At 74.0% G+C, this 25,328-nt stretch carries 20 protein-coding genes; 9 read left to right on the top strand and 11 right to left on the bottom strand.

From position 1 onward, the window contains the following. The first annotated feature begins 7 nt into the window (after positions 1-7). Positions 8-694, top strand: coding sequence for an alpha/beta hydrolase (locus G1H19_RS13200; RefSeq protein WP_152729485.1), 687 nt, complete (start codon positions 8-10; stop codon positions 692-694). Between the two features lie 132 nt (positions 695-826). Here G1H19_RS13200 and G1H19_RS13195 read toward each other — a convergent pair whose 3' ends face one another. Continuing rightward, complete coding sequence (locus G1H19_RS13195) at positions 827-1,201, bottom strand: Rieske (2Fe-2S) protein (RefSeq protein ID WP_235928115.1); 375 nt, start codon at positions 1,199-1,201, stop codon at positions 827-829. Positions 1,202-1,312: 111 nt separating this feature from the next. Further along, on the bottom strand, positions 1,313-1,753 hold the full coding sequence (locus G1H19_RS13190; protein WP_152729486.1) for a PPOX class F420-dependent oxidoreductase: 441 nt from the start codon (positions 1,751-1,753) through the stop codon (positions 1,313-1,315). A gap of 194 nt (positions 1,754-1,947) precedes the next feature. On the opposite strand from G1H19_RS13190, the gene G1H19_RS13185 reads away from it, so the two are divergent. Then, a complete protein-coding gene (locus G1H19_RS13185) occupies positions 1,948-3,897 on the top strand; it encodes a TPM domain-containing protein (protein WP_162392934.1) in 1,950 nt (649 codons plus the stop codon). Between the two features lie 50 nt (positions 3,898-3,947). After that, entirely contained in the window at positions 3,948-5,984 is a 2,037-nt protein-coding gene (locus tag G1H19_RS23990) for a TPM domain-containing protein (protein WP_152729488.1), read from the top strand. Positions 5,985-6,140: 156 nt separating this feature from the next. Here G1H19_RS23990 and G1H19_RS13175 read toward each other — a convergent pair whose 3' ends face one another. From G1H19_RS13175 to G1H19_RS13150, 6 genes are all read right to left on the bottom strand, one after another. After that, on the bottom strand, positions 6,141-7,154 hold the full coding sequence (locus G1H19_RS13175; RefSeq protein ID WP_152729489.1) for a pirin family protein: 1,014 nt from the start codon (positions 7,152-7,154) through the stop codon (positions 6,141-6,143). Between the two features lie 10 nt (positions 7,155-7,164). Continuing rightward, the gene (locus G1H19_RS13170; protein ID WP_152729490.1) at positions 7,165-8,175 is read right to left on the bottom strand and encodes a pirin family protein; all 1,011 of its coding nucleotides are present in this window, start codon (positions 8,173-8,175) and stop codon (positions 7,165-7,167) included. A 130-nt stretch (positions 8,176-8,305) separates the two neighbouring features. Beyond that, on the bottom strand, positions 8,306-9,703 hold the full coding sequence (locus G1H19_RS13165) for a GH1 family beta-glucosidase (protein ID WP_152729491.1): 1,398 nt from the start codon (positions 9,701-9,703) through the stop codon (positions 8,306-8,308). 74 nt (positions 9,704-9,777) lie between these two features. Continuing rightward, positions 9,778-10,674 (bottom strand): carbohydrate ABC transporter permease, encoded by an 897-nt coding sequence (locus tag G1H19_RS13160; RefSeq protein ID WP_152729492.1) that lies wholly within the window; start codon positions 10,672-10,674, stop codon positions 9,778-9,780. Positions 10,675-10,684: 10 nt separating this feature from the next. Beyond that, positions 10,685-11,668: a carbohydrate ABC transporter permease gene (locus tag G1H19_RS13155; RefSeq protein ID WP_152729493.1), complete on the bottom strand. Its 984-nt coding sequence runs from the start codon at positions 11,666-11,668 to the stop codon at positions 10,685-10,687. A gap of 146 nt (positions 11,669-11,814) precedes the next feature. Next, positions 11,815-13,140 (bottom strand): extracellular solute-binding protein, encoded by a 1,326-nt coding sequence (locus G1H19_RS13150; RefSeq protein WP_152729494.1) that lies wholly within the window; start codon positions 13,138-13,140, stop codon positions 11,815-11,817. A gap of 199 nt (positions 13,141-13,339) precedes the next feature. Between G1H19_RS13150 and G1H19_RS13145 the strand changes: the two genes are divergently transcribed. The 5 genes from G1H19_RS13145 to G1H19_RS13125 all read left to right on the top strand — a co-directional run bounded on the left by G1H19_RS13145 (position 13,340) and on the right by G1H19_RS13125 (position 19,972). Beyond that, positions 13,340-14,365 (top strand): LacI family DNA-binding transcriptional regulator, encoded by a 1,026-nt coding sequence (locus tag G1H19_RS13145; RefSeq protein WP_152729495.1) that lies wholly within the window; start codon positions 13,340-13,342, stop codon positions 14,363-14,365. 61 nt (positions 14,366-14,426) lie between these two features. Then, positions 14,427-16,109 (top strand): circularly permuted type 2 ATP-grasp protein, encoded by a 1,683-nt coding sequence (locus tag G1H19_RS13140; RefSeq protein ID WP_235909576.1) that lies wholly within the window; start codon positions 14,427-14,429, stop codon positions 16,107-16,109. Then, entirely contained in the window at positions 16,103-17,053 is a 951-nt protein-coding gene (locus tag G1H19_RS13135; RefSeq protein ID WP_162392935.1) for an alpha-E domain-containing protein, read from the top strand. Before G1H19_RS13140 ends, G1H19_RS13135 begins: the two co-directional genes overlap by 7 nt. Beyond that, entirely contained in the window at positions 17,050-18,054 is a 1,005-nt protein-coding gene (locus G1H19_RS13130) for a transglutaminase family protein (protein WP_235928116.1), read from the top strand. The genes G1H19_RS13135 and G1H19_RS13130 overlap by 4 nt, the downstream gene beginning before the upstream one ends. A 103-nt stretch (positions 18,055-18,157) precedes the next feature. After that, positions 18,158-19,972 carry an ABC-F family ATP-binding cassette domain-containing protein gene (locus G1H19_RS13125; RefSeq protein WP_152729496.1) on the top strand — a complete coding sequence of 605 codons (1,815 nt, stop codon included), beginning with the start codon at positions 18,158-18,160 and terminating at the stop codon, positions 19,970-19,972. A 72-nt stretch (positions 19,973-20,044) separates the two neighbouring features. On the opposite strand, the gene leuA is transcribed toward G1H19_RS13125, so the two are convergent. The 3 genes from leuA to G1H19_RS13110 form a co-directional block, all read right to left on the bottom strand. Continuing rightward, entirely contained in the window at positions 20,045-21,778 is a 1,734-nt protein-coding gene (leuA, locus tag G1H19_RS13120) for a 2-isopropylmalate synthase (protein WP_202925898.1), read from the bottom strand. 302 nt (positions 21,779-22,080) lie between these two features. Beyond that, the gene (locus G1H19_RS13115) at positions 22,081-22,752 is read right to left on the bottom strand and encodes a helix-turn-helix domain-containing protein (RefSeq protein WP_162392936.1); all 672 of its coding nucleotides are present in this window, start codon (positions 22,750-22,752) and stop codon (positions 22,081-22,083) included. Positions 22,753-23,157: 405 nt separating this feature from the next. Then, complete coding sequence (locus G1H19_RS13110; protein WP_162392937.1) at positions 23,158-24,750, bottom strand: phospholipase D family protein; 1,593 nt, start codon at positions 24,748-24,750, stop codon at positions 23,158-23,160. Positions 24,751-24,819: 69 nt separating this feature from the next. On the opposite strand from G1H19_RS13110, the gene G1H19_RS13105 reads away from it, so the two are divergent. Further along, the coding region (locus G1H19_RS13105) for an amino acid kinase family protein (protein WP_459562361.1) at positions 24,820-25,328 on the top strand (509 nt) is incomplete at its 3' end.

Raw genomic sequence — 25,328 nt, 5'->3', positions numbered from 1 at the left:
CCCACCGATGACCGAACTGCCGCACCTGCTGCTGGTGCACGGGGCCTGGCACAGCTCCGGGGCCTTCCGACTGCTGCGGGCGGAGCTCGGCGACGTCGCCTGCAGCGCCGTCGACCTGCCGAGCTCCGGGCTGGCACCCGACCGGTTGGGCACGCTCACCGACGACGCGACGCTGGTCCGGGCTGCGGTCGCCGGGATCGACGGGCCGGTGGTGGTGCTCGGGCACTCCTACGGCGGCGCGGTGATCAGCGAGGCGCTGGCCGGGGCGCCGAACGTGACCCGGCTGGTCTACCTGGCCGCGTTCCAGCTCGACGTGGGCGAGTCGCTGTTCCAGGCCGCCGGGGGTGCGCCGCTGCCCTGGTTCGACTGGCAGGAGGAGCGCGGCTTCGTCGACGCCCGGGACGCGCGCGAGGTGTTCTACGCCGACGTCGACCCCGACCTGGCCGCCTCGGCAACGGTGCAGCTGCGGCACCAGTCGACGGCGTCGTTCACCCAGCCGCTGAGCCAGGCCGCCTGGCGCTCGATCCCGTCGACCTACATCGCCTGCACGCAGGACCGCGCGATCCCGTACCCGGCGCAGCAGGCGATGGCGCGGCGGGCCACCGACGTGCTGACCATGGAGACCTCGCACTCCCCGTTCCTGTCCCGACCCGGGGAGCTGGCCGGGCTGCTCCGCCACGTCCTCGCCGGCTGACTGCTCCTCCGCTCCCTGTACAGAAAGCGGGTGAGCCGTCCGCCTGTGGTGAGGACGGCGGACGTCCTCGCGCTTTCTGTACAGAAAGCGCGAGGAGGTGGACGGTGGGAGGGCGACCCGTGGAGCAGGGACCTACTCGACGACGACGTCGTCGCCCCGCCGGATGGCACGGCGCACCCGCAGCTTGAGCAGGCTGGCGTACCCGCGCACCAGCTGGGTGTAACCCGGGGTCGGACCGTGGTAGCCGAGCAGGCCCTTCGGGCCGGCGACCATCGACCCGGTGGTGACGTCGTACTTGGCCTGGTGCCACGGGCAGACCAGGCAGCCGTCGGCGTCGATGGTGCCCTTCGACAGGTCGGCCAGCTGGTGGCGGCACCGGCTGGACACCGCGAACGGCTCGCCGCCGCGGTTGCCGACCGTCCATGGGCCGACCCGCCGGACGGCGCCGGGGGGCAGGTCGCGGGCGGGGATGCTGTGGTTCTCGGTCGCGGGGGTCTTGTCGGACACGGGGGTCCCTCCTGCTGGGGGAGCTGCGCCGCCGGATGGGCGCAACACGGTCGGACACCGCCTACCCAGCCGGCCGGTGGGCAGTCCTCCGCGCCCGGTCGGTCCGGGCGCTCAGCCCGATGCCACCTGCCCGTAGACGTGCCCGGCGGTGAGCCGGACGACCAGCCGACGGTCGGTGACCATCGACGCCCGGTAGGCGTCCCAGTCGGGGTGCTCGCCGGACAGCGACCGGTAGAGCGCCACCAGCTGATCCACGGTGTCGTCGTGCGGGTCGGCCGCGACCGGGGTGAGCTCGGCGGTGCTCTCCAGGACCGCCCAGGTCCAGAAGTCCGGCGAGGTCACGTGCAGGCTGGCGCGCGGGTCCCGCTGCAGGTTCCGGGTCTTGGCTCGGTCGGCGGTGACCGAGACGCGCGCGGTGCGGGTGTCCGGGTCCCAGGCGTAGAGCACGTTGGACAGCTGGGGGCGCCCGTCGGCCTTGAGGGTGACGAGCACCCCCTGCCGCTGGGTGGCGACGAAGGAGAGCAGGCGGTGCTCGAGGGTGGCGTCGGTCATGCCCGCTGAACACCGCCGGGCGCCCGGGGATGCCCGCTCAGCGCAGTGCGGCGAGCACCGCTGCCCATGCGGGGACGACGAGCAGGTGCCGACGCGTGACCCGGGGGGTCGGCGTCGGGACCGTCCCGGCCGACGTGGTGCGGGCGGGGGCACCGACCGCACTCTGAGCTGCGCCGATGGGACACCATGCCGCCATGCGCCTCGTGACCCGGCTCGCCGCGGCCCTCGCCGCCGCCGTCCTGCTGCTCCTGCTCGGCGGCACGGCCGCGACGGGCTCGCCGCCGGCCCGCCTCGCCGACCAGGTCACCGACGAGGTGGGTGCCCTCGACGGCGACGAGGACCGGGTGCAGCGGGCCCTCGACGAGCTCCGCGACGCCGACGGCACGCAGCTGTTCGTCGTCTACGTGGCCTCCTTCGACGGGCTGGACGGCCCGGAGTGGGCTGCCCAGACGGCGGCGCTGTCGGGTCTGGCGACCTCGGACGTGCTCTTCGTCGTCGCCACCGAGGACCGGGCCTACGGCATCGACGTGGCCGCGGACTTCCGGGAGTCCTCCGAGGAGATGGACGACATCGGGACGCAGGACATCGAGCCGTACCTCGCCGACGGCGACTGGGCCGGGGCGACGGTGGCCCTCGCCGACGAGCTGCAGCCGGGCAACGGGGGCACGATCGCGGCCGTCGTCGCCGGGGTGGCCGTCGTCGGCGGCGGGGGCGCGCTGCTGCTGGGCCGGCGCCGCACCCGCCGCCGCGCCGAGGAGGCCGCCGAGGCGGCCGAGGCCGCGAAGGACCCCTACAACGGCGTCCCCACCGAGGAGCTGGCCGGCCGGGCGGGCGAGGAGCTGCTCGAGCTGGACGACGCGGTGCGGACCTCCCGAATCGACCTCGACTATGCCGCCTCGCAGTACGGGCCCGGCCCGGTGGCGGGCTTCGCCGACGCGCTGGCGCAGTCGGGTGCCGAGCTCGCGCAGGCGTTCGCCCTGCGGCAGCAGCTCGACGACGAGGTGCCCGAGGACGAGCGCGGGCGACGCCGGCTGCTGGCCGAGGTGCTGGCCCTCACCCACGCCGCCGACGAGCGGCTGGACGCCCAGGCCGCGGCGTACGCGCAGCTGCGGGCGCTGGAGCAGCACGCGCCGCAGGCCCTGGACGGTCTCGCCGCGCGGTCGGCGGAGCTGGCGACCCGGGTGCCCGCGGCCGAGACGGCGCTGCACGGGCTGCGCACCCGGTTCGCCGCGGCCGCCTGGCAGCCGGTCGCCGACAACGTCGACCAGGCCCGGACCCGGCTGGACGCCGCGGACCGCGCCGTGGCCGCCGGGCGCGCGGAGGTCGCCGCCGGCCGGCCCGCGGGAGCCGTCACCCCGGTGCGTGCCGCCGAGGACGCACTCGCCCAGGTGGCCACGCTGCTCGACGCGGTCGGCCACGTCGAGACGCAGGTGGCGGGTGCGCCCGCCCGGCTCGCCGCGCTGCAGACCGAGACCGCCGCCGACCTCGCCGAGGCCCGCCGGCTGCTGGCCTCCGGTGCCGGCGTGCCCGGGCTGCCGGAGGCGGTGCAGCGCGCGGAGGCCGCGACCTCGGCCGCTGCGTCGCTGGGGTCCGGGGCCCTGCCCGACCCACTGGGTGCCGAACGCCTGCTCGCCCAGGCCGACGCGGAGCTGGAGGCCGCGCTCGTGCCCGCCCGGGACCTGCTGCTGCGCCGTGAGCGCGCCGCGGCCACCCGGGACCGGACGCTCGACTCGGCCCGCGGCTCGGTGGCGGCGGCCGCGGACTTCGTCGCCACCCGCCGCGGTGTGGTCGGCAGCTCCGCCCGGACCCGGCTCGCCGAGGCCCAGCGCCACCTGGACGTCGCCCTCACCGCCACCGACCCGCTCCTCGCCGTGGAGGCCGGCACCCGGGCCGACACGCTGGGCCGCCAGGCGATGGAGGCGGCGCAGCAGGACGTGCGCGCCGCGCAGTCGGTCGACGCCGACGCCGGTCTCGGCGGTGGCGGGGGCTTCTTCGGCGGCTGGAGCTCCAGCGGGGGAGGGTGGAGCTCCGGTGGGGGGACCCGGCGGCGCAGCACCCACAGCAGTCGGAGCTCAGGACGCAGCTCGGGCCGCAGCTCCCGGCGGAGCTCCGGTGGCCGGCGGAGCAGCGGTGGCCGGTTCTGAGCCGGCGGCCCGTCCAGCGGGCACCCAGCACCCTGGAGGACGATGGGGGCATGCGCTCCCTGTGGCGGTTGCTCGCCGTGCTGGCCCTCGGCTCCCTGCCCGTCCTCGCCGCCGGCCCCGCCCAGGCCGAGGCCCCGTTCGCCCCGACAGAGCAGCTGGTCGACAACGCAGACGTGCTCGACAGCGCCGAGGAAGGTCGCGTCGAGGCCGCTATCGACTCACTTCAGGAAGCCGACGGAACCCAGCTGTTCGTGGTGTTCGTCGACACCTTCGACGGAGTGGCCGGCACCGACTGGGCCCAACAGGCGTTCGACCTGCGCGGTCTGGGGACGGAGGACGTCCTGCTCGCCGTTGCGACGGACGTCCGGCAAGACGGATTCTGGCGTAGCGACGATCTGGCGAAGTCGAACGCGCAGGTGGGTGACCTGCTGACGAATGATGTCGAGCCCTTGTTCAGCGACGGCAACTGGGCCGACGGTGCGGTGGCCATGGCCGAGGGGCTCGAGCCGGGCAACGGCGGCACGACGGCGCTCGCGGCGGTGGCCGGTGTCGCCGTCGTCGGTGGTGGCGGGTACGCGCTGGTGCGCAGCCGGAACCGCAAGAAGGCCGCGGCGGCGTCGGCGCAGGCCGCGCGGGAGCGGGAGGCCGCCGAGGCCGCGGCCCGCGACCCGCACCACGGCACCTCGAACGAGCAGCTCAACGGCCGGGCCAGCGAGGAGCTGCTCAGCCTGGACGAGGCGGTGAAGACCTCCGCGATCGACCTGGCGTACGCCCAGTCCCAGTACGGCGACGAGCCGGTCGCCGGGTTCCGCGAGGCGCTGGAGCAGTCCAAGGACGAGCTGAGCCGGGCGTTCATGATCCGCCAGGAGCTGGACGACGACGTCCCGGAGGACGAGCCCACCCAGCGGCGCATGCTCACCCAGCTGCTGGCGCTCACCGGCTCTGCCCGGGCCCGGCTGGACAGCCAGGCCGTGGCCTACGCGCACCTGCGCGACCTGGAGAGGTCCGCGCCGCAGCGGCTGGAGGCGCTCGTGCCCGAGGCCGCGGCCGTCGCCGACCGGGTGCCGCGCGCCGAGCGCCAGCTGCAGGAGCTGCAGCAGCGCTACGCCCGCAGTGCCTGGGCGGCGGTGGCCGACAACGTGACCGAGGCGCAGGCGCGGATCGACCTGGCCGCGCAGGCGATCGCGCACGGCCGCGGTGAGATCGAGGCCGGCCGGACGGCCGGCGCGGTGCCGGCGATCCGGGCGGCCGAGGACGCGCTGGTGCAGAGCCGCACGCTGCTGGACGCCGTGGGCAAGCTGACCGACGACCTGGACTCGGTGGGTGCCCGGTTCCAGGCGGTTCGGCTGGAGACCGAGAAGGACATCGCCGAAGCACAGGCCCTGCTGGCTCGCGGCGTCGACACCCCGGGGCTGCGCGAGCAGCTGGTCCGCGCCGAGCGGGCACTGGCCGCCACACCGGATGCCCTGCAGGGCAGCGGCGGTCAGCTGCCTGACCCGCTCGCCGTCGTCCGGCAGCTGGACGAGGCGGACCTCGCGCTGGAGGCCGCGCTGGAGCCCGCGCGGGACACCCAGCAGCAGCAGCAGCGGGCCCGCGCGCACCTGGACCAGGCGATGCAGGCGGCGTACTCCTCGGTCGAGGTGGCCAGCGACTTCATCACCACCCGGCGTGGTGCCGTGGGCAGCGCGGCCCGCACCCGGCTTGCCGAGGCCGAGCGCAACCTCGACAGCGCCAGCCGGACGGCGCCCACCGACCCGGTCGGTGCCCTGCGCCAGGCCCAGCGGGCCGACCAGCTCGCCCAGCAGGCCTACCTCTCCGCCGAGCAGGACGTGCAGCAGTACCAGTACTCCGGCGGCTACGGCGGCGGTTACGGCGGCGGCTACGGGCCCGGCTACGGCGGTGGGTACGGCCGCGGGCGGGGCGGTGGCATGGGCGGCTTCGGTGGCGGACTGGCCGGGGCGGCGATCGGCAGCATCATCTTCGGCGGTCTGGGCGGCGGCTACGGCGGCGGCTTCGGTGGCGGTGGTGACGGGGGCGGCGGGTTCGACGGCGGTGGCGGCGGGGACGGGGGCGGGGGCGGCTTCTGACCCCGCGCGCCCAGCGCCCCGGCCACCCCGAGCACCCAGCGCGCCGGCCCGGCCGCCGACGGGCACGGAGAGCGCGCGAAGTGTGGGGCGCGGAAGCGCGCAGCAGGGCACAGAAGGCGCGCGAAGTGTGAGGTGCGGGACCAGTGGCCCCCGCGCTCAGCGCTCCCGGCCGCGTGGCTTCAGGGTCCCGGCGGGCAGCGGGGGTGCCGGGGTGCGCTCGTCACCCCAGCCGGGCACGGCCGGGAACAGCTCGCCGGCCTGCCAGGCGTCCCGGGAGGCGGCGATCTCCTCGCCGCTGCGGCCGATGAAGTTCCACCACATGACGATCTGCTCCTCGAACGGCTCGCCGCCGAGGAGCAGCAGCCGGGCCGGGGCGTCCGTGCGCAGCCGCAGCGACCGCCGTCCGCTGCCCAGGTAGGCCATCCCGCCGGCCGGCACCGGGCCGCTGTCCAGCTCGGCCGAGCCCACCGACGCCAGCACGGCGTACTCGAACCCCGGCTCCAGCGGCAGCTCGACGTCGGCGCCGGCGACCAGGTCGAGGTCCACGCCGACCAGCGGGGAGTGCGTGCTCCCCGGGGACGTCGCCCCGGCCATCGAGCCCAGGAACACCGTCGCGCGCAGCCCGTCCGCGGCGAACCCGGGCAGGCCGGTGACGTGCTCGAACGCCGGGGCGGTGGCGCGGGCGGCGTCCGGCAGGGCCACCCACAGCTGGGCGCCGTGCAGCATCGCCGGGTGCGGCACCGGCGACTGCTCGGAGTGCGCGATCGCCCGGCCGGCCGTCATCAGGCCCAGCTCGCGCGGGCGGATCAGCACGTCGCTGCCCAGGGAGTCCCGGTGGTGCACCTCGCCCTCCAGCAGCCAGCTCACCGTCTGCAGCCCGGTGTGCGGGTGCGGGGGCACCTGCATGCCCGGGTCGGTGGCGACGTCGTCCGGACCGAAGTGGTCGACGAACGCCCAGGCCCCCACCAGCCGCCGCCCGAGGGTGGGCAGCAGCCGGGTGACCCGGCTGCTGCCCAGCAGCACCTGCTTGCCCGGCAGCAGGTCGTGCACCGGGGAGGCGGAGGCAGCCTCGAGCCCGCCCAGGGTGTGCGCCGCCGGGTGAAGGACCCCACTGCCCCCCACCTCTCGCAGGCTCGCGGCGGGACCCTGCAGCGGGGCCGGGTTGCTCATGCCGGCAGTCCTACCGGGCCGGGGTCGCGTCGTCGAGACCGCTCTCGCCGCGCACCGAACCGTGCGGCACGTACGACGCCGGGATCGAGCCGAGCCGGCCGGCCTGGAAGTCGGTGAACGCGTCCACGACCTCCTGCCGGGTGTTCATCACGAACGGCCCGTACATGGCGATCGGCTCGCGGATCGGCCGCCCGCCCAGCACGACCACGTCCAGGGACGGCGTCCGGCTGTCCTGGTGCTGCGCCCCGTGCACGGTGATCGTGTCGCCGGGGCCGAACACCGCGAGCTGGCCGGTGGTCACCGGGTGCCCGTCGATCCCGACCGAGCCGTTGCCGCTCAGCACGTAGACCAGGGCGTTGAAGTCCGGGCGCCACGGCAGGTCCAGCGTCGCCCCGGGCGCGATGGTCGCGTGCACCATGGCCATCGGGGTGTAGGTGCTGCCCGGGCCGGTGTGCCCGCCGACGTCGCCGGCGATCACCCGCAGGAAGGCACCGGCGTCCGGGCTGGCCAGCAGGACCGACTGGTCGGCGCGCAGGTCCTGGTAGCGCGGCTCGACCCACTTCTGCGCCCTGGGCAGGTTCACCCACAGCTGCAGGCCGTGGAACAGCCCGCCGCTGACCACGAGCGCCTCCGGCGGCCGCTCGATGTGCAGCACGCCGCCACCGGCGGTCATCCACTGCGTGTCGCCGTTGGTGATCGAGCCGCCGCCGCCGTGGCTGTCGGCGTGCTCGAACTCGCCGTCCATGATGTAGGTGACGGTCTCGAAACCCCGGTGCGGGTGCCAGGAGGTGCCCTTCGGCTCGCCCGGGGCGTACTCGACCTCGCCCATCTGGTCCATGTGGATGAACGGGTCCAGCGCGGTCATGTCCACCCCGGCGAAAGCGCGCCGGACGGGGAAGCCCTCACCCTCGAACCCGGACGGGGCGGTGGTCACCGAGCGCACGCGGCGGCGCACCGCGGTGGGCGCGGGCACGGGGATGCGGGCGAGGGTGGTGGTGTCCTCGACGGTCACAGCGGGCATGTCGACCTCCTGTTGACGTATCAACCAGTTCGTGTCGACTGTAAGCTATCCGGGCGCCGTCGTGTTCCCACCGGCCCGCGCCCGGCGCCGGCCGGTCCACCCCGGGCCGAGGGGAGGACCGGCCGGAGGCTCAGCCCGCCTGGGTGTGCCGGGCGATCAGGTCGGCGTACACCCGGGCGCTGGCCTTGGGGGTGCGCTGCTGGGTGGCGTAGTCCACGTGCACCAGGCCGAAGCGCTGGGCGTACCCGCGGGCCCACTCGTAGTTGTCCAGCAGCGACCAGGCGAAGTAGCCGCGCACGTCGGCGCCCAGCGTCATCGCGTCGGTCATCGCGGCCAGGTGCCGCACCAGGTAGTCGGTGCGCTCGCCGTCGTGCACCTGGCCGTCGGCGGCCACCTCGTCCGGCCACGCCGAGCCGTTCTCGGTGATCACCAGCGGCAGCCCGGGCGCCTCGTCGCGCAACCGCAGCAGCAGGTCGGTGAACCCCTGCGGGTGCACGCCCCAGCCCATCGTGGTGGTGGGGCCCTCGGGGGTGAGGTCCTCGATGCACTCGCCGCCGATGAACGCCGTCGCCTTCCCGGTGGGCTCCTCGACCGCGCGCACGGTGGAGCAGAAGTAGTAGTTGACGCCCAGCCAGTCCAGCGGTGCGGCGATCACCTCCAGGTCGCCGTCCTGCACGGGCAGCGGCGCCCCGGCGGCGGCCAGGTCGTGCACCACGTCGGCCGGGTAGGCCCCGCGCACGATCGGCTCCAGGAACATCCGGTTCTGCTGGCCGTCGAGCCGGCGGGCGGCGTCGACGTCGGCGGGGGAGTCGGTGGCCGGGGTCATCGGCGTGAAGTTGAGCGTGATGCCCAGGTGGTCCACGCCGCGGTCGCGCAGCACGCCGGCGGCCAGGCCGTGGCCCAGCAGCAGGTGGTGCACCGCCCGGGAGGCGGCGACGGCGTCCCGCTCGCCCGGTGCGTGCTGGCCGGCCTGGTGGCCGAGCAGGGCGCTGCACATCGGCTCGTTGAGCGTCGACCAGTGCCGCACCCGGTCACCCAGCGCGTCGTGCACGACGGCGGCGTAGTCGGCGAAGCGGGCCGCGGTGTCCCGGTTGGTCCAGCCGCCCTCGTCCTGCAGGGCCTGCGGCAGGTCCCAGTGGTACAGCGTCGGCCAGGGGTCGATCCCCTGGCCCAGCAGCTCGTCGACCAGGCGGCGGTAGAAGTCCAGGCCGCGCTGCTCCACCCGGCCCGCGCCCTGCGGCAGCACCCGGGGCCAGGCGATGGAGAACCGGTAGGCCTGCAGCCCCAGGTCGGCCATCAGGGCGACGTCCTCGCGGTAGCGGGCGTGGTGCTCGACCGCGACGTCGCCGGTGTCGCCCTGGTGGGTCTTCCCGGGGGTGTGGCTGAAGGTGTCCCAGATGGAGGGCCCGCGGCCGTCCACGTCGACGGCCCCCTCGATCTGGTAGGAGGCGGTGGCGGCGCCGAAGAAGAAGCCGGGCGGGAACGTGAGCGCGGCGGCGGCGTCGGGGCGTACGTCGGTCGAGGTCATGACAGCGGTGCTCCAGGGGTGGGGGAGGACGGGGTGGGGGAGGACGGGGGTGGAGCCGGGGAGGGGAGCGGGCGTCAGCCCTTGACCGCGCCCTGCATGATCCCGCCGACGATCTGCTTGCCGAGGACGGCGAAGACGATCAGCACGGGCAGGGTGCCGAGCAGGGTGCCGGCCATGATCACCGAGCGCTGGGGCACGTAGCCCGAGCCGAGCCCGGCCAGCGCGACCTGCACGGTCGGGTTGCTGGTGGTGAGGGCGATGATCGGCCAGAAGAAGTCGTTCCAGGCGGTCAGGAACGTGAGCATGGCCAGCACCGCCATCGCCGGGCGGGCGACGGGCAGCACGATCGAGCGGAAGATCCGGAACGTCGAGGCGCCGTCCATCCGGCCGGCCTCGAGCAGCTCGTCGGGCAGCGAGGACATCAGGTACTGGCGCATGAAGAAGACGCCGAACGCGCTGACCAGCGTGGGCAGCACCACCGCCTGCAGCTGGTTCACCCACTGCAGGTCGGCGATCATCATGAACAGCGGGATCACCGCCAGCTGGGTGGGCACCATCATCGTGCCGATCACCAGCGCCAGCAGCAGGCCCTGGCCGCGGAACCTCAGCTTGGCGAATGCGAAGCCGGCCAGCGTGCAGAACAGGACCGTGCCGATCGTGATGCACCCGGCCACGATCACCGAGTTGAGGATCGCCAGGCCGATCGGGGCCTGCTCCATCGCCGCGCCGATGTTCTCGAAGAGGCTGGCGTTCGGCAGGAAGGGCGGGGGTGTCGCGGCGATCTCGGCGTTGGTGTGCGAGCCGGCCACCACCGTCCAGTACAGCGGGAACGCCGACACCAGCGCGGAGAGCACCAGCAGCGTGTAGGTGACCGGCCCGGCCCGGCCCGCCTGGGGACGGCGCCGCCCGCGGCGGCGGGGCGTGGGTGCGGGCGGCGTCGGGGTCGCCCGGGAGAGGGTGATGGTGGCCATGGCGGGGCTCCTACCGGTCGGCCCGGGCGCGGAGGCGGCCGACGAGGGCGTTCAGCCCCACGACCACCAGGATGATCAGGAACATGGCCCAGGCGGTCGAGGCGGCCTGGCCGATGTTGAAGTTGCTCCAGCCCTGCTGGTACATCAGCAGGCCGAGGGTCTGGTACTGGCCCGAGCCGCCGCCGGACGTCGTCCCGTTGCCGCTGAACAGCAGCGGCTCGCCGAACAGCTGCACCGCGCCGATCGTCGAGACGATGATCGTGAACACGATCGTCGGGCGCAGCGACGGGATCGTGACGTGCAGGAACTGCTTCCACCGGCTGGCGCCGTCGATCTCCGCGGCCTCGTACAGCTCGCCCGGGATCGACTGCATCGCGGCCAGGTAGATCAGCGCGTTGTAGCCGGTCCACCGCCAGGTGACGATCGTGGCGATGGCGATCTGGCTGCTCCAGGTGCCGCCCTCCCAGTCGACCGGGTCGAGCCCCACGGCCTCCAGCGCGGTGTTGATCAGGCCGTAGTCCCGGCCGAACAGCTGGGCGAACACCAGCGTGGCCGCCGCGATGCTGGTGGCGTAGGGCATCAGCATCACCGTGCGGAAGAAGGTCCGGCCGCGCAGCTGGTAGTTGAGCAGGTGGGCCAACCCCAGCGCCATGCACAGCTGGGGCACCGTGGCGAGGATGCCGATCGTCAGGGTGTTGCGGGCGGCGTTCCAGAAGAACTCGCTCTGCAGCAGGTTCCGGTAGTTCTCCAGGCCCACCCAGGTGCCGCCGTCGATGTCGGACAGGCTCGTGCGGTGCAGCGAGACCCAGGCGGTGTAGAGGAACGGGTAGAGGCTGAACGCCCCGAAGACCAGGAAGAACGGGGCGACGTAGGCGTAGCCCCAGCGGTTGTGGGTCAGCCGGTTGTTCTTCCGGCGGCTGGGCTGGACGGCGGGGCGGGTGGCCGGCGGTCCGAGGACGACGGCGTCGGGTGGGCTCGTGCTGGTGATGGTCATGCGTCGTCCTCTGACGGATCGCGGGGCGTGGCTGGCGGTGGGGGTGCCGGCGCGGCGCCCGGGAGGGTGGTCGTCCCGGGCGCCGACCGACCGGACGGCGGGAGCCTGGGGCGGGCCGGGGTGGGTGCCCCGGCCCGCGAGGCGGGTCAGCCGCCGGTGACCTGCTCGGCGCTGGAGAGCGCCGACTCCCAGGCCTCGTCGGGGTCGGTGCCGGCCGTGGCCACCGTGCCCAGGGCCGTGGTGAAGGCCTCCTGGATCTGGGTGTCGTACGGGCCGATCGGGGTGCGCCGGATGTTCTCCGCCGACTCGCCGAAGATCGCCCCGATCGGCGCCCCGCTGAAGTAGTCGCTGGTGGCGCCGGCCACCGCCGGGTCCTCCGCGGCCTGCGGGCTGGAGGGGAAGTGCGCCTCGCGGGTGAACATCTTCACCTGCTGCTCCGGTGCGGTCAGCCACTCCACGAGCTCCATGGCGGCCTCCTTGTCGTCGGCCGCGGTGGGCACGCCGAGCCAGGCGCCACCCCAGTTGCTGGCCTGCTCGGACTGGCCGGGCAGCGGCGCGACGTCCCAGGTGCCGGCGCCGCCGTCCCCGAGCTGGGTGGTGATGTAGCCGAGCATCCAGGCGGGGCAGGCGATGGTGGCGAAGGCGCCGTTGGAGAAGGCGGAGTCCCACTCGTCGCTGAACTGGTCCAGGCCGGCGGTCAGGCCGTCCGCGGCGGCCTCGCTGGCCAGCGACCAGGCCGTCTCCACGCCGTCACTGCTGTCCGGGACCGGGTTGCCGTCCTCGTCGTCGTAGGCGAGGTCGCCCTGGTAGACGGCGGAGGAGAAGATGCTCGCCGGGCTGTCCACGAAGCTGCTGTCGGCCGGCTTGGTCGGCGAGGCCTCGTACTGCCGGGCGACGTCGAGGTAGCCGTCCCAGTCCGACCACATCGTGCCGAGCTCGGCCCGGTCGGTGGGCAGGCCGGCCTGCTCGAAGAGGTCCTTGCGGAAGCACATCGCCTGCGGGCCGGTGTCGGTGCCGAGGCCGACCACCCGGCCGTCCTCGCTGGTGGCCTGGGCGTACTTCCAGTCGTAGAAGTTCTCCTTGACCGCGGCCGCGTCGTCCCGGGCGCCGAAGTCCTCGAACTGGTCGGCGTGGTTGGTGACGATGTCGGCCACGAAGCCGCTCTCGATGCCCTGCACGTCCTCCAGGCCGGAGCCCGCGGCGAGCCGGGTCTGCAGCGCCTTGTAGTACGGGGCGGACTGCGCGATCGACGTCTCCTCGATGGTGACGTTGGGGTTGAGCTGCATGTACTCCTCGTAGAGCCCGGCCTCCTCGTAGCCGAAGGTGCCGAACAGGCCCACGGTGATCGTGACCGGGGCGTCGGGGTCGTAGGGCTCGGCGTTCGCGTCGTCGTCGCCGCAGCCGGTGGTGGTGACCAGGACCGCGGCGAGTGCCGCACCTGCAGCTGCCGTGGCCCGTCTCGTCAGGGACATCAGACCTCCTGTGTGGTCCGCCGACCCGTGCTCCTGTGCACCGTCTGGCGGGGCTGTGAGAACGCTCTCACGGCCGTGGTGAGGAGAGTGGCCGGAGTCACACAGGGCTGTCAAGGGGTGGTGCGACATTCGTGGAAGCGCTTCCACATTCGGCGTCCACCCCCCACACTGGGAGCCGTCCCCGAGGTGAGGAGCAGGCATGACCGTGTCCGGTACGCGCACCGCTGCACCGACGCTGGACGAGGTCGCGCTGCGCGCCGGGGTCTCCCGGGCGACCGTCTCCCGCGTGGTGAACGACTCCCCGCGGGTCAGCGCGGAGGCCCGCGAGGCGGTGCAGGCCGCGGTCGCCGAGCTGCGCTACGTGCCCAACCGGATGGCCCGCAGCCTGGTCACCCGGCGCACCGACACCATCGCGCTGGTGCTGTCCGAGCCGGACACCCAGGTGTTCTCCGACCCGTTCTTCGCCAGCATCGTGCGCGGTCTCTCCCGGGCGCTGGCCGAGACGGACCTCAACCTGGTGCTGCTCACCGCCCGGGACGCCCGGGAGCAGGAGAAGATCGGCCGGTACGCGCGCCGCGGGCACGTCGACGGCGTCATCCTGATGTCGCTGCACCGGGAGGACCAGCTGCCCGAGGTCCTCGCCGCCGCCGGTGTGCCGCTGGTGCTCTGCGGTCGCCCGTTCGACGGCCGGCCCGTCGCCTACGTGGACGCCGACAACGTCGGGGGCGGCCGGGTGGCCACCGAGTTCCTCATCGCCCAGGGCCGCCGCCGGATCGCCACCGTCACGGGCCCACAGGACATGATCGCCGGCGTCGACCGGTTCCAGGGCCACCGGGCCGCGCTGGAGCAGGCCGGCCGCCGGCTCGAGCCCGGGCTGGTCGCCCACGGTGACTTCACCGAGGCCGGCGGCGCCCGGGCGATGGCCGAGCTGCTGGACCGCGAGCCCGGGCTGGACGCGGTCTTCGTCGCCTCGGACCCCATGGCCGTCGGTGCGCTGCGCACGCTGCAGGCCGCCGGCCGCACGGTCCCCGGCGACGTCGCGGTGGTCGGCTTCGACGACGCGGCCGTGGCACAGACCTGCGACCCGCCGCTGACCACGATGGCGCAGCCGCTGGACGAGATGACCCCGCTGATGACCGAGCTGCTGCTGCAGCAGATCGACGGCGGCCCGCAGGCCGACAGCCGGGTCTGTGCCACCCACCTGGTGCGCCGCGCGTCCGCCTGAGCTGCGGGCCCCCCGGCGGGTCCGAAACGCGCGGGACACACGCCGTGTCTAGGTTCGACGCATGGCGGACCTCTTCGACGGATATCCCCTCGGGGGGACGTGGGACGAGATGTTCAGCGCGCCGTCCCAGCCCCGGGGGCCCTACGCGGGACTGTTCGCCTCGCTGCAGCCGATGGCCGGTGAGGAACTCGCGGCGCGTGCGGACGTCCTCTCCCAGACCTACCGGGACGCCGGGGTCACCTTCGCCCACGCCGGGGAGGAGCAGCCCTTCCCGCTGGACATCGTGCCGCGGGTGATCGGCGCCGACGAGTGGTCGCTGATCGAGGAGGGCGTCGCGCAGCGGGTGCACGCGCTGGAGGCCTTCCTGGCCGACGTCTACGGGGCCGGCCTGTGCTTCAGCGACCGGATCGTGCCGCGCTCGGTGATCACCACCAGCGCCCACTTCCACCGCGCCGCGCATGGGCTGGTGCCGCCCAACGGCGTGCGGGTGCACGTCTCCGGCATCGACCTGGTGCGCGACGAGGCCGGTGACTTCCGGGTGCTGGAGGACAACCTGCGCTCGCCGTCCGGGGTCAGCTACGTGATCACCAACCGGGCGGCGATGAGCCAGGTGCTGCCCGAGCTGTTCAGCGACCACCGCATCCAGCCCGTGTCGGAGTACCCCGCCCGGCTGCTCGCCGCGCTCAAGGCCGCCGCGCCCAGCGCGGTGGCGGACCCCACCGTCGTGGTGCTCACCCCGGGCGTCTACAACTCCGCCTACTTCGAGCACGCGCTGCTGGCCCGGCAGATGGGCGTCGAGCTGGTCGAGGGCCGCGACCTGGTCTGCTCCGGCGGGCAGGTGAGCATGCGCACCACCGACGGTCAGCAGCGCGTCGACGTGATCTACCGCCGCATCGACGACGACTTCCTCGACCCGGTGCACTTCCGCTCCGACTCGGTGATCGGCTGCGCCGGCGTGGTCAACGCCGCCCGGGCCGGCCGGGTCACCATCGCCAACGCGGTGGGCAACGGCGTCGCCGACGACAAGCTCATCTACACGTGGGTGCCCGACCTGATCCGCTACTACCTGGGGGAGGAGCCGGTGCTGGACAACGCCGACACCTACCGGCTGGACACCCCGGACACCACCGAGTGGGTGCTCGCCTCGCTCGACCAGCTGGTGCTCAAGCCGGTGGACGGCTCGGGTGGCAAGGGCATCGTGATCGGCCCGCGCGCCGACGAGCGCACGCTGGAGGAGCTGGCGGTCAAGGTGCGCGCCGCACCCCGGGACTGGATCGCCCAGAAGCCGATCGGGCTGTCGACGTCCCCGACCCTGATCAACGGCCGGATCGCGCCCCGGCACGTCGACCTGCGCCCGTTCGCCGTGAACGACGGCGACAAGGTGTGGGTGCTGCCCGGCGGCCTCACCCGGGTCGCGCTGCCGGAGGGTGAGCTGGTGGTCAACTCCAGCCAGGGCGGCGGCTCCAAGGACACCTGGGTGATCTCCCGGCCACGCCCGACGTCCGAGCCGGAACAGGCGCCGGACCTGACCCGGATCGAGTTCACCACCGCCGACCTGCCCGCCGACCCGCCCGCTCAGGACCCCGGCCCGGCCAACGACAACGCCATCGCCCAGGGCCAGCAGCAGCAGCAAGCGGGCCCCGGCGCAGCCACGATGGCCATTGTGGCCTCCGTCATCGATGCCGCTGCCTGCTTGTCAGCCCGCCAAGATGGCCATTGTGGCGGAGGTGAGGTCCCGTGCTGAGCCGGATCGCGGAGTCGCTGTTCTGGATCGGGCGCTACGTGGAGCGCGCCGACGACACCGCGCGCATCCTCGACGTGCACACCCAGCGGCTGGTCGAGGACCCGTGGATCGACGAGCGGCGGGCCTGCCACGTGCTGCTCGCGCTGATGGGCACGCCGTGCGCGCTGGAGGAGGCGGACACCGAGCGGGTGCTGAGCACGCTGGCCTTCGACCGGGTGGCACCGAGCTCGATCGTGGGCGCGCTGTCCGCCGCGCGGGAGAACGCCCGCGGTGCCCGCGAGGTGCTGTCGGCGGAGATCTGGGAGTCGCTGAACGTCACGCACAACGCCCTGCCGCAGCAGCGCACCATGGCCCGCCGCTACGGGCCGCACTCGCTGTTCCGGTTCGTCCGGGAGCGCTCGGCGATGGTGTTCGGGCTGGCCGACGCCACGATGAGCCGGGACGAGAGCTGGCTGTTCCTCATCCTGGGCCGCTCGCTGGAGCGGGTGGACATGACCTCGCGGATGCTGTCCACCCGCGTGATGGCCGGGGACGCCGCGCCGTCCTGGACGCTGGTGCTGCGCTCGACCGGCGCCTACGAGCCCTACCTGCGCACCTACCGGGGGGCGGTGAACTCCAGCCGGGCCGCGGAGTTCCTGCTGCTGGACCGGCTCTTCCCGCGCTCGGTGTTCGCCTCCCTGGAGCAGGCCGAGGGCTGCCTGGCCGAGCTGGAGCGGGCCAACGTGCGGGTCGGCACCCGGGTGGGCGTGGCCGGCGAGGCGCACCGCATCGTCGGCCGGGCCCGCACCATGCTGGAGTTCATGGGCACCGACGAGGTGCTCGCCCAGCTGCCGGCCCGCCTGGACGAGCTGCAGCGCACCTGCTCGCTGGCCAGCGAAGCGGTGACCAGGCGCTTCTTCACCGAGGAGGCCCCGCAGGTGTGGGTGCCGGAGGGAGTGGCGTGAGCAGCCAGGGTCAGAGTCAAGGCCGGGGTCAGAGCCAGGGGCAGGGGCAGGGGCAGGGCCGGGGCGCGACGCGCCCCCGGCCGGCCGCCCCCTCGCAGCGGCAGTCGCAGGGCCCGGCCGGGCAGACCCAGTCCCCGGGCCTGCCGGCGCGGGTGGGCGCCGACCGGTGGCGGCTGCAGGTCGTGCACCGCACCGCGTTCCACTACGGCGGCCCGGTGCGCTCGTCCTACAACGAGGCCCGGATGACCCCGGAGAACACCACCCGGCAGACGACGCTGCGCTCCCGGGTGGAGATCGAGCCGGCCGCCACCGTGCACGCGTACCGCGACTACTGGGGTTCCACGGTCACCGCCTTCGACCTGCACGGCCCGCACACCGAGCTGGTGGTGACGGCCACGTCGGTGGTCGAGGTCGGACCCGAACCGCACGCCGGCGACGTCGCCGGGTGGGACGACCTGCGCGACCCCGACCTGGTCGACCGGTTCGGCGAGATGCTGCGGCCCACGCCGCTGACCGCGATCGACCCGCCCGTGGTGCGGGCCGCGCGCGCGGCCGTCGCCGACGCCGCCCCGGGCGAGGCGGGCCGGCGGGTGTGCGCCTTCGTGCACCAGCACATGGAGTACCTGTCCGGCTCGACCAACGTGAAGACCAACGCGATGCAGGCCTGGACCAAGGGCAAGGGCGTGTGCCAGGACATCTCGCACGTCTCGGTCGGCCTGATGCGCGCCCTCGGCCTGCCGGCCCGCTACGTCTCCGGCTACCTGCACCCCCGCCCCGACGCCGCCATCGGCGAGCCGGTCAAGGGCGAGAGCCACGCCTGGGTGGAGTGGTGGGACGGCGGCTGGTCGGGCTACGACCCCACCAACATGGTGGAGATCGGCACCCGGCACGTGACGCTGGGCCGCGGGCGGGACTACCGCGACGTGCCGCCGCTGAAGGGCATCTTCTCGGGCCCGCGCAGCGAGGGGAACGCCGTCGTCGTCGAGGTGACCCGGCTGTAGCGGGGGAAGGACCCCTGTGCCTGCCACCACTCGCAGGCTCGTGGCGGGACCCTGCACAGGGGCCGTTCCAGCGCCGCACCGCCTGCTGGGATGCTGGGGGTCTATGAGCGCACCCCTGAACCTGGTCAACCTCGAGCGGGTCGGCAAGGCGCACGGCACCACCGTCCTGCTCGAGGACGTCTCCCTGGGCATCGCGGCGGGCGAGCGCATCGGCGTCGTCGGCCGCAACGGCGGCGGCAAGAGCACGCTGCTGTCGGTGCTCACCGGCACCGACGAGCCGGACTCCGGGCGGGTGACCCGCCGCGGCGACCTCGCGATGGGCGTGCTCGACCAGGCCGGCCGGCTGCCCGACGGCGCCACCATCCGGGACGTCGTCCTGCCGCCCAGCCTCTTCGCCAACGAGCACGAGTGGGCCGCCGACCCCGCGGTGCGCAGCGTGCTGGCCGGCCTGGAGCTGGACCGGATGGGCCTGGACGCCCCCGTGGCGCCGATGTCCGGTGGGGAGCGGCGCCGGGTGGCGCTGGCCGCCCAGCTCGTGCGCCCGCTGGACCTGCTGGTGCTCGACGAGCCCACCAACCACCTGGACGTCGAGGGCGTGGCCTGGCTGGCCGGCTACGTCAAGGACCGGGTGGGCGCCCTGGTGGTGGTCACCCACGACCGCTGGTTCCTCGACGAGGTCTGCACCACCACGTGGGAGGTCGCCGAGGGCTCGGTGTTCGCCTACGAGGGCGGCTACTCGGCGTACACGCTGGCCCGGGCCGAGCGCGCGCGGATCGCCAACGTCACCGAGGAGCGCCGGATGAACCTGGTGCGCAAGGAGCTGGCCTGGCTGCGGCGTGGCCCGCCGGCCCGCACCAGCAAGCCCAAGTTCCGGATCGACGCCGCCCAGGCGCTGATCGCCGACGAGCCGCCGGCCCGGGACACCATGGCGCTGGCGAACTTCGCGGCCCGCCGGCTGGGCAAGACCGTCTACGAGCTCGAGCACGTCGACTTCGCGGTGCGCACCCCCGAGGGCCCGCGCACGCTGTTCCGCGACCTGGACTGGAACGTCGGTCCGGGCGACCGGATCGGCATCGTGGGCGTCAACGGGGCCGGCAAGACCTCGCTGCTCAAGCTGCTGGTCGGGGAGAACCAGCCGGACGCCGGCCGGGTCGTGGTCGGTCAGACCGTGGCCCCGGCGTACCTGTCCCAGCACGTCACCGAGCTGCCGCCCAAGGCCCGGGTGCTGGAGGCCGTGCAGGACGTCGCCCGGATCGCCCGGATCGGCAGCCAGGAGGTGTCGGCGTCCACGCTGGCCGAGCGCTTCGGGTTCGCGGCGTCCCGGCAGTGGACGCCGGTCGGTGACCTCTCCGGCGGCGAGCGGCGCCGGCTGCAGCTGCTGCGGTTGCTGATGGCCGAGCCCAACGTGCTGATCCTGGACGAGCCGACCAACGACCTGGACATCGACACCCTGACCTCGCTGGAGGACCTGCTCGACAGCTTCCCCGGCACGGTCCTGGTGGTCAGCCACGACCGGTACTTCGTCGACCGGGTCTGCGACAAGGTCGTCGCGCTGCTCGGCGACGGGTCGCTGGCCGAGCTGCCCGGCGGCGTGGAGGAGTACCTGGCCCGGCGGGCCGCGGGCGGGGCACCGCTGACCACCGCCACCCGCTCGGTCGGCGGGCAGAGCGCCCCCGCCGCACCGGCGGTGGTGCACTCGGTGGCCGACGTGCGGGCGGCCCGCAAGGAGGCCAGCCGGCTGGAGCGCCGCATGCTCAAGCTGGACGGCGACGAGAAGAAGCTGCACGAGCAGCTGGCCGCTGCGGGCGCCGACTACGGGCGGGCTGCCCAGCTGGACGCCGAGCTGAAGGCGGTGCACGCGGAGAAGGCCCAGCTGGAGGACGACTGGCTGGCCGCCAGCGAGCTCGCCGAGGGCTGAGGCACGGACGACCCCGTCCAGGGGCACGCCCCGCTCACCGAGCGGGGGAGCCCCCGGACGGGGGTCCGCGTCTCAGCGCAGGGCGCGGTTGACCGCGGAGACGACGGCGCGCAGCGAGGCGCTGACGATGTTGGGGTCGATGCCCACACCCCAGAGCACCCGCTCGCCGACGGCGCACTCGACGTAGGCCGCGGCCCGTGCGTCGCCGCCGGCGGACAGCGCGTGCTCGGCGTAGTCGAGCACCCGGACGTCGACGTCCAGGCTGCGCAGCGCGTCGACGAACGCGGCGATCGGCCCGTTGCCCCGGCCGGCGACGGTCACCGGCACGCCGTGGTCGGTCAGCTCGACGGTCATCTCGTCGAGCTGGTCGCCGCTGGCTGAGTGCCGGTGCCCGGTGAGCGCGAAGCGGCCCCACGGCGCCGCGGGCTCCGGCAGGTACTCGGAGGTGAACGCCGCCCACATCTGCTGCGCGGTCACCTCGCCGCCCTCGTCCTCGGTGTGTCGCTGGACGACGGCGGAGAACTCGATCTGCAGCCGGCGCGGCAGGTCGAGGTGGTTCTCGGTCTTCATGATGTAGGCGACGCCGCCCTTGCCGGACTGGCTGTTCACCCGGATGACGGCCTCGTAGCTGCGGCCGACGTCCTTGGGGTCGATGGGCAGGTACGGCACGGCCCACGGGATCTCGTCGACGGTGGTGCCGGCGGCCGCGGCGTCGGCCCTCATCACCGCGAAGCCCTTGTTGATGGCGTCCTGGTGCGAGCCGGAGAACGCGGTGTAGACCAGGTCGCCGCCGTAGGGGTGCCGCTCGTGCACGCCGATCTGGTTGCAGTACTCGACGGTGCGGCGGATCTCGTCGATGTCGCTGAAGTCGATCTGCGGGTCGATGCCCTGGCTGAACAGGTTGAGGCCCAGGGTGACCAGGTCGACGTTGCCGGTGCGCTCGCCGTTGCCGAACAGGCAGCCCTCGATGCGGTCGGCGCCGGCGCGGAAGCCGAGCTCGGCGGCGGCGACGGCGGTGCCCCGGTCGTTGTGCGGGTGCAGGCTCAGCACCACGGAGTCGCGGCGGCCGAGGTGGCGGTGCATCCACTCGATCTGGTCGGCGTAGACGGTGGGCTCGGCCATCTCCACGGTCGCCGGCAGGTTGAGGATGGTGGGCCGGTCCGGGGTGGGCTCCCACACGTCGGTGACGGCGTTGCAGACCTCGACGGCGTACTCCAGCTCGGTCCCGGTGAAGGACTCGGGGGAGTACTCGTAGCGGATGTCGGTGCCGGTCATCTGCTCGGCCATCTTGCGCACCAGCCGGGCGCCGTGCACCGCGATGTCGGTGATCCCGTCCCGGTCGGAGCCGAAGACGACGCGGCGCTGCAGGGTGGAGGTCGAGTTGTACAGGTGGACGATCGCCTGCCGGGCGCCCCGCAGCGACTCGAAGGTGCGCTCGATCAGCTCGTCGCGGGCCTGGGTCAGCACCTGGATCGTGACGTCGGCCGGGATGAGGTCGTCCTCGATCAGCTGCCGGACGAAGTCGAAGTCGGTCTGGCTGGCCGCGGGGAAACCGACCTCGATCTCCTTGTAGCCCATCCGGACCAGCAGCTCGAACATGCGCCGCTTGCGGTCGGGGGTCATCGGGTCGATCAGTGCCTGGTTGCCGTCGCGCAGGTCGACCGCGCACCAGCGCGGCGCCCGGGTGGTGACGGTCTCGGGCCAGGTGCGGTCGGGCAGCGCGACCGGGGCGAACGGGGCGTACTTGCCGATCGGCATCGGCGAGGGCTGCTGGGGGTTGCGAATGTGCGGGTGGGTCTCGCTCACGGTGGGGCTCCTCTGCGCGGGGCTGGGCCCTCGGGCGACGGCTCAGCTGCGTGGTGCGGTCAGCTGGCTGTGCGCGTGGGACGCGCGGACTCCGCGGCGAGGGGGCCGACCTAGGAGAGGACCTCGCCGCGGCTCGTAAGGAGGAGGTCGCCGCGCACCCGGACACCGTAGCAGCGGTGCGTCCGCGCCGTTGCCGCCTCGTGCTCCGGCTGGCTCGTGCTCCGGCTGCCTCGTGCCCCGGGCCGGCTCATGCCCTGGGCCGGCTCGTGCCCGGGCCGCCTCGTGCGTGCGCCGGCTCGCGTTCAGCCGACGTCGCAGCCGCACGGGCACTCCCGGACGTGCAGCGGGCGACGCCGCCCGCGCTCGGGGTCGTGGTCGGGCAGGTCCGCCAGCAGCAGGTCGTCACACCCGGGAGGGCACGCGCAGTCGAGTGACCAGGGCTGCTCCTCGCCGGTCGTCAGGGCCAGGAAGCGGTCGACGCGGGCCCACCGGTGGACCACGTCCTGCGCGGCCGCCCGCGCGGCCGCCCTCGCGGCGAGGGAGTCGCCGGGCCCTGGCACGTGGTGGTCGTCCGGCAGGCCCTGGAGCAGCCGCCACCGGTCGCGCAGGTCACGCTGCACGTCATAGGTCCACTCCGGGCGCTGCCGGCTGTACCGCTCCTCGCCGTGCCACCAGTCGACGTCGCCGCTCCGGGTGTCCAGGTGCGCGGGCAACCGCCGCCCGGCCCGGTCCCGCGCCCCGCCCGCCGCCATCGGAGGGACGTGGTGCCCGTCGCCGTCGACCAGGACGAGTCGCAGTCCCACCAGGGCTGCCGCGCGGGCCAGCAGGGTCGCCGGGACACGGGACCGGCCCGCCTCCATGCCGCCCAGGGCCGCCGGGCTGATGCCGAGCCGGTTGGCCAGCTGACGTTGCGACAGATCGCCGGTCCGCCGTATCCGTCGCAGGCTCCCGGCACCGTCGAACTCCTCGTCCACCCGCTGATGCTGCGCCGCCGACCGGGCCCGCGGGTGGGCCTCGACGACATCTGTGGACTCACCGGCCCTCCGCGGACCGGGTCCCGCGCGATGCTCATCGCCAGCGGCAGCCTTCCGCGGAGACTTGTGCTCTGCTCGCGTACGGCGAGCAGAGCACAAGCGTGCTCGGGGTACTGGTCCGGTCGGTCGCGTCGTGCGGGCGTCGAGCTGCGAGTGCAGTGACGCACCTGCGTCGTGGTGGTGGACCTCCGCGGTGCCGGCACTGGTCAGCCCGACATCGGCCGCGGGTCACCAGGCCCGGTCACCAGGCCGCGGGTCACCAGGCCCGGTCACCAGGCCACAGGTCGCCAGGCCCGGTCACCAGGCCACAGGCCGCCAGGCCCGGTCACCAGGCCCCGGGCCCGGTCACCACGTGTGGCGCAGGCGGCGGCTGAGCGGGCGGCCGTCCGGGTCCTGGAGCTGGTGGTAGAGCGGAGCCGCCCACAGACGGGTCCGGAACGGGATGTGCTCGGGCCGGTGCGGCCGCAGCCGACCCGGTGGCCGGGGACCGACGCGGCCGTTGTCGTACCAGCCCTGCAGCGCGTGGGCGGTCCGCCGGACGGTGGCCACGAACTCGGCCGGGTCGAGCAGGCCGTCGTCCTGGCTGCCGTCCGCGGCGCGGTCCAGGTGCTCCCGGGCGAGGGTCAGCCGCAGGTCGCGGGGCAGCGTGCGCGCCCCGTCGCCGGTGCCGGCCGGGTCACGGGGCTCGCGCGGGTCCAGCGTGCCGTCCAGCACGGCGCTGGACAGCTCGCTGTCGTGCGTCCACGACCGGCGGTTGAAGTTGTCGCTGCCGACGCTCATCCACACGTCGTCGACCACGCACACCTTGGCGTGCACGTAGACCGGCGTCCCCTCGTGGTTCTCCACGTCGAACACGTGCACCCGCCCGCGGCCGGCAGCCTGCAGCACGGTCAGCGCCTTCCAGCGGCCGAGGTCCTGCGGCGTCGCCGAGAGCGCACCGGCCTGGTCGGGCACCCGTGGCACCACGACCACCAGCTCCAGGTGCGGCTGCCCGCTCAGCGCGTCGGCGAACAGCCGCGCCACGTCGGCCGACCACATGTACTGGTCCTCCAGGTACACCAGCCTGCGCGCCTCGGTGATCGCCTTCGTGTAGCCCCGGGCCACCGACCGCTCGCCCTTCGGCGCGAAGTCGAACGGCGGGCGGATCGCCGGGTAGGTGCGCAGCGTCTGCACCACGTGCGGTCCGCACTCCGGCGGCGGCGGGTACGCCGGCGGCAGCGGACCGGGGTCCAGGCGGGCGCCGTGCAGCGTGTCGCGCACCCAGGCGATCGGGTGGTCGACGTCGGCGCTCGTCGGGTCCTCCCAGCGCTCCCGGAACACGGTGTCCAGCACCGCGACCGCCGGTCCGCGCAGCATCAGCTGCACGTCGTGCCAGCCCGGGGTGTCCCCGTACGCCGGTGACATCGACTGCGGCTGCGGGTCGCCGCGGTGCTCGGCGTCGTCCCGCCGGGAGTGGCAGAGGTCGATGCCACCGGCGAAGGCGACGTCGCGCGACGGGTCGTCCCGGTGCCGCAGCACGACGAACTTCTGGTGGTGGCTGCCGCCCCGCCGCACGCGCTGGTCCAGCACGATCTCCCCGCCGGCCGCCTCCACCTCCAGGTCCAGCGCCCGGTTGGACTCCTTGCTGAACGACAGCCGGCTGGTGTGCGCCCGCCACACCAGCCCGCGCACGACCACGCCGCGCTCGATCGCCGCGCGCAGCATCTCGACCACGGTCGGGCCCTCGTCGCGCAGCCGCTCGTCCGGGTCGCCCTGCCAGTCGGTGAAGAACAGGTGGTCGCCGTCGCCGAGCGTGTCCACCTCGGTGACCAGCCGGTCGAAGTAGGTGGACCCGTGCACCAGCGGTTCGACCCGGTTGCCGGCCGTCCAGGCCGGGATCGTGGTCGCCGCGTTGCCGCGCTCCTCGGCGCTCAGCAGCCACTTCTCCACGCCGGTCACGCGGTGATCACACCCGCCGCGGCGCTCCGGCGCAAACGAGGGGCCGCCTCGCCGGTAGCCTCATGCTCCGTGGCCCTGATCGTGCAGAAGTACGGCGGTAGCTCCGTCGCGGACGCCGAGCGTGTGAAGCGTGTCGCCGAGCGCATCGTGACGGCCAAGAAGAACGGCGACGACGTCGTCGTGGTGGTCTCGGCGATGGGTGACACCACCGACGAGCTGCTGGACCAGGCCAGTCAGATCACCGCCGACCCGCCCGGGCGCGAGCTCGACATGCTGCTCACCGCCGGCGAGCGCATCTCCATGGCGCTGCTGGCGATCGCGATCTCCACCCACGGCTACGAAGCCCGCTCTTTCACCGGCTCGCAGGCCGGGGTGATCACCACCGGCAGCCACGGCAAGGCACGGATCATCGATGTCACGCCCGGGCGGCTGCGCAGCGCGCTGGACGAGGGCTCGATCGTGATCGTGGCCGGGTTCCAGGGCGTCAGCCAGGACACCAAGGACATCACCACGCTCGGTCGCGGTGGCTCGGACACCACGGCCGTCGCCGTGGCCGCTGCCCTGCACGCCGACGTCTG

It is taken from the genome of Goekera deserti, from assembly GCF_010685995.1.
Classification (GTDB): Bacteria; Actinomycetota; Actinomycetes; order Mycobacteriales; family Geodermatophilaceae; genus Goekera; species Goekera deserti.
The sequence above is the reverse complement of the archived record's forward strand: the minus strand, read 5'-3'. Positions and strand labels throughout refer to the sequence as shown.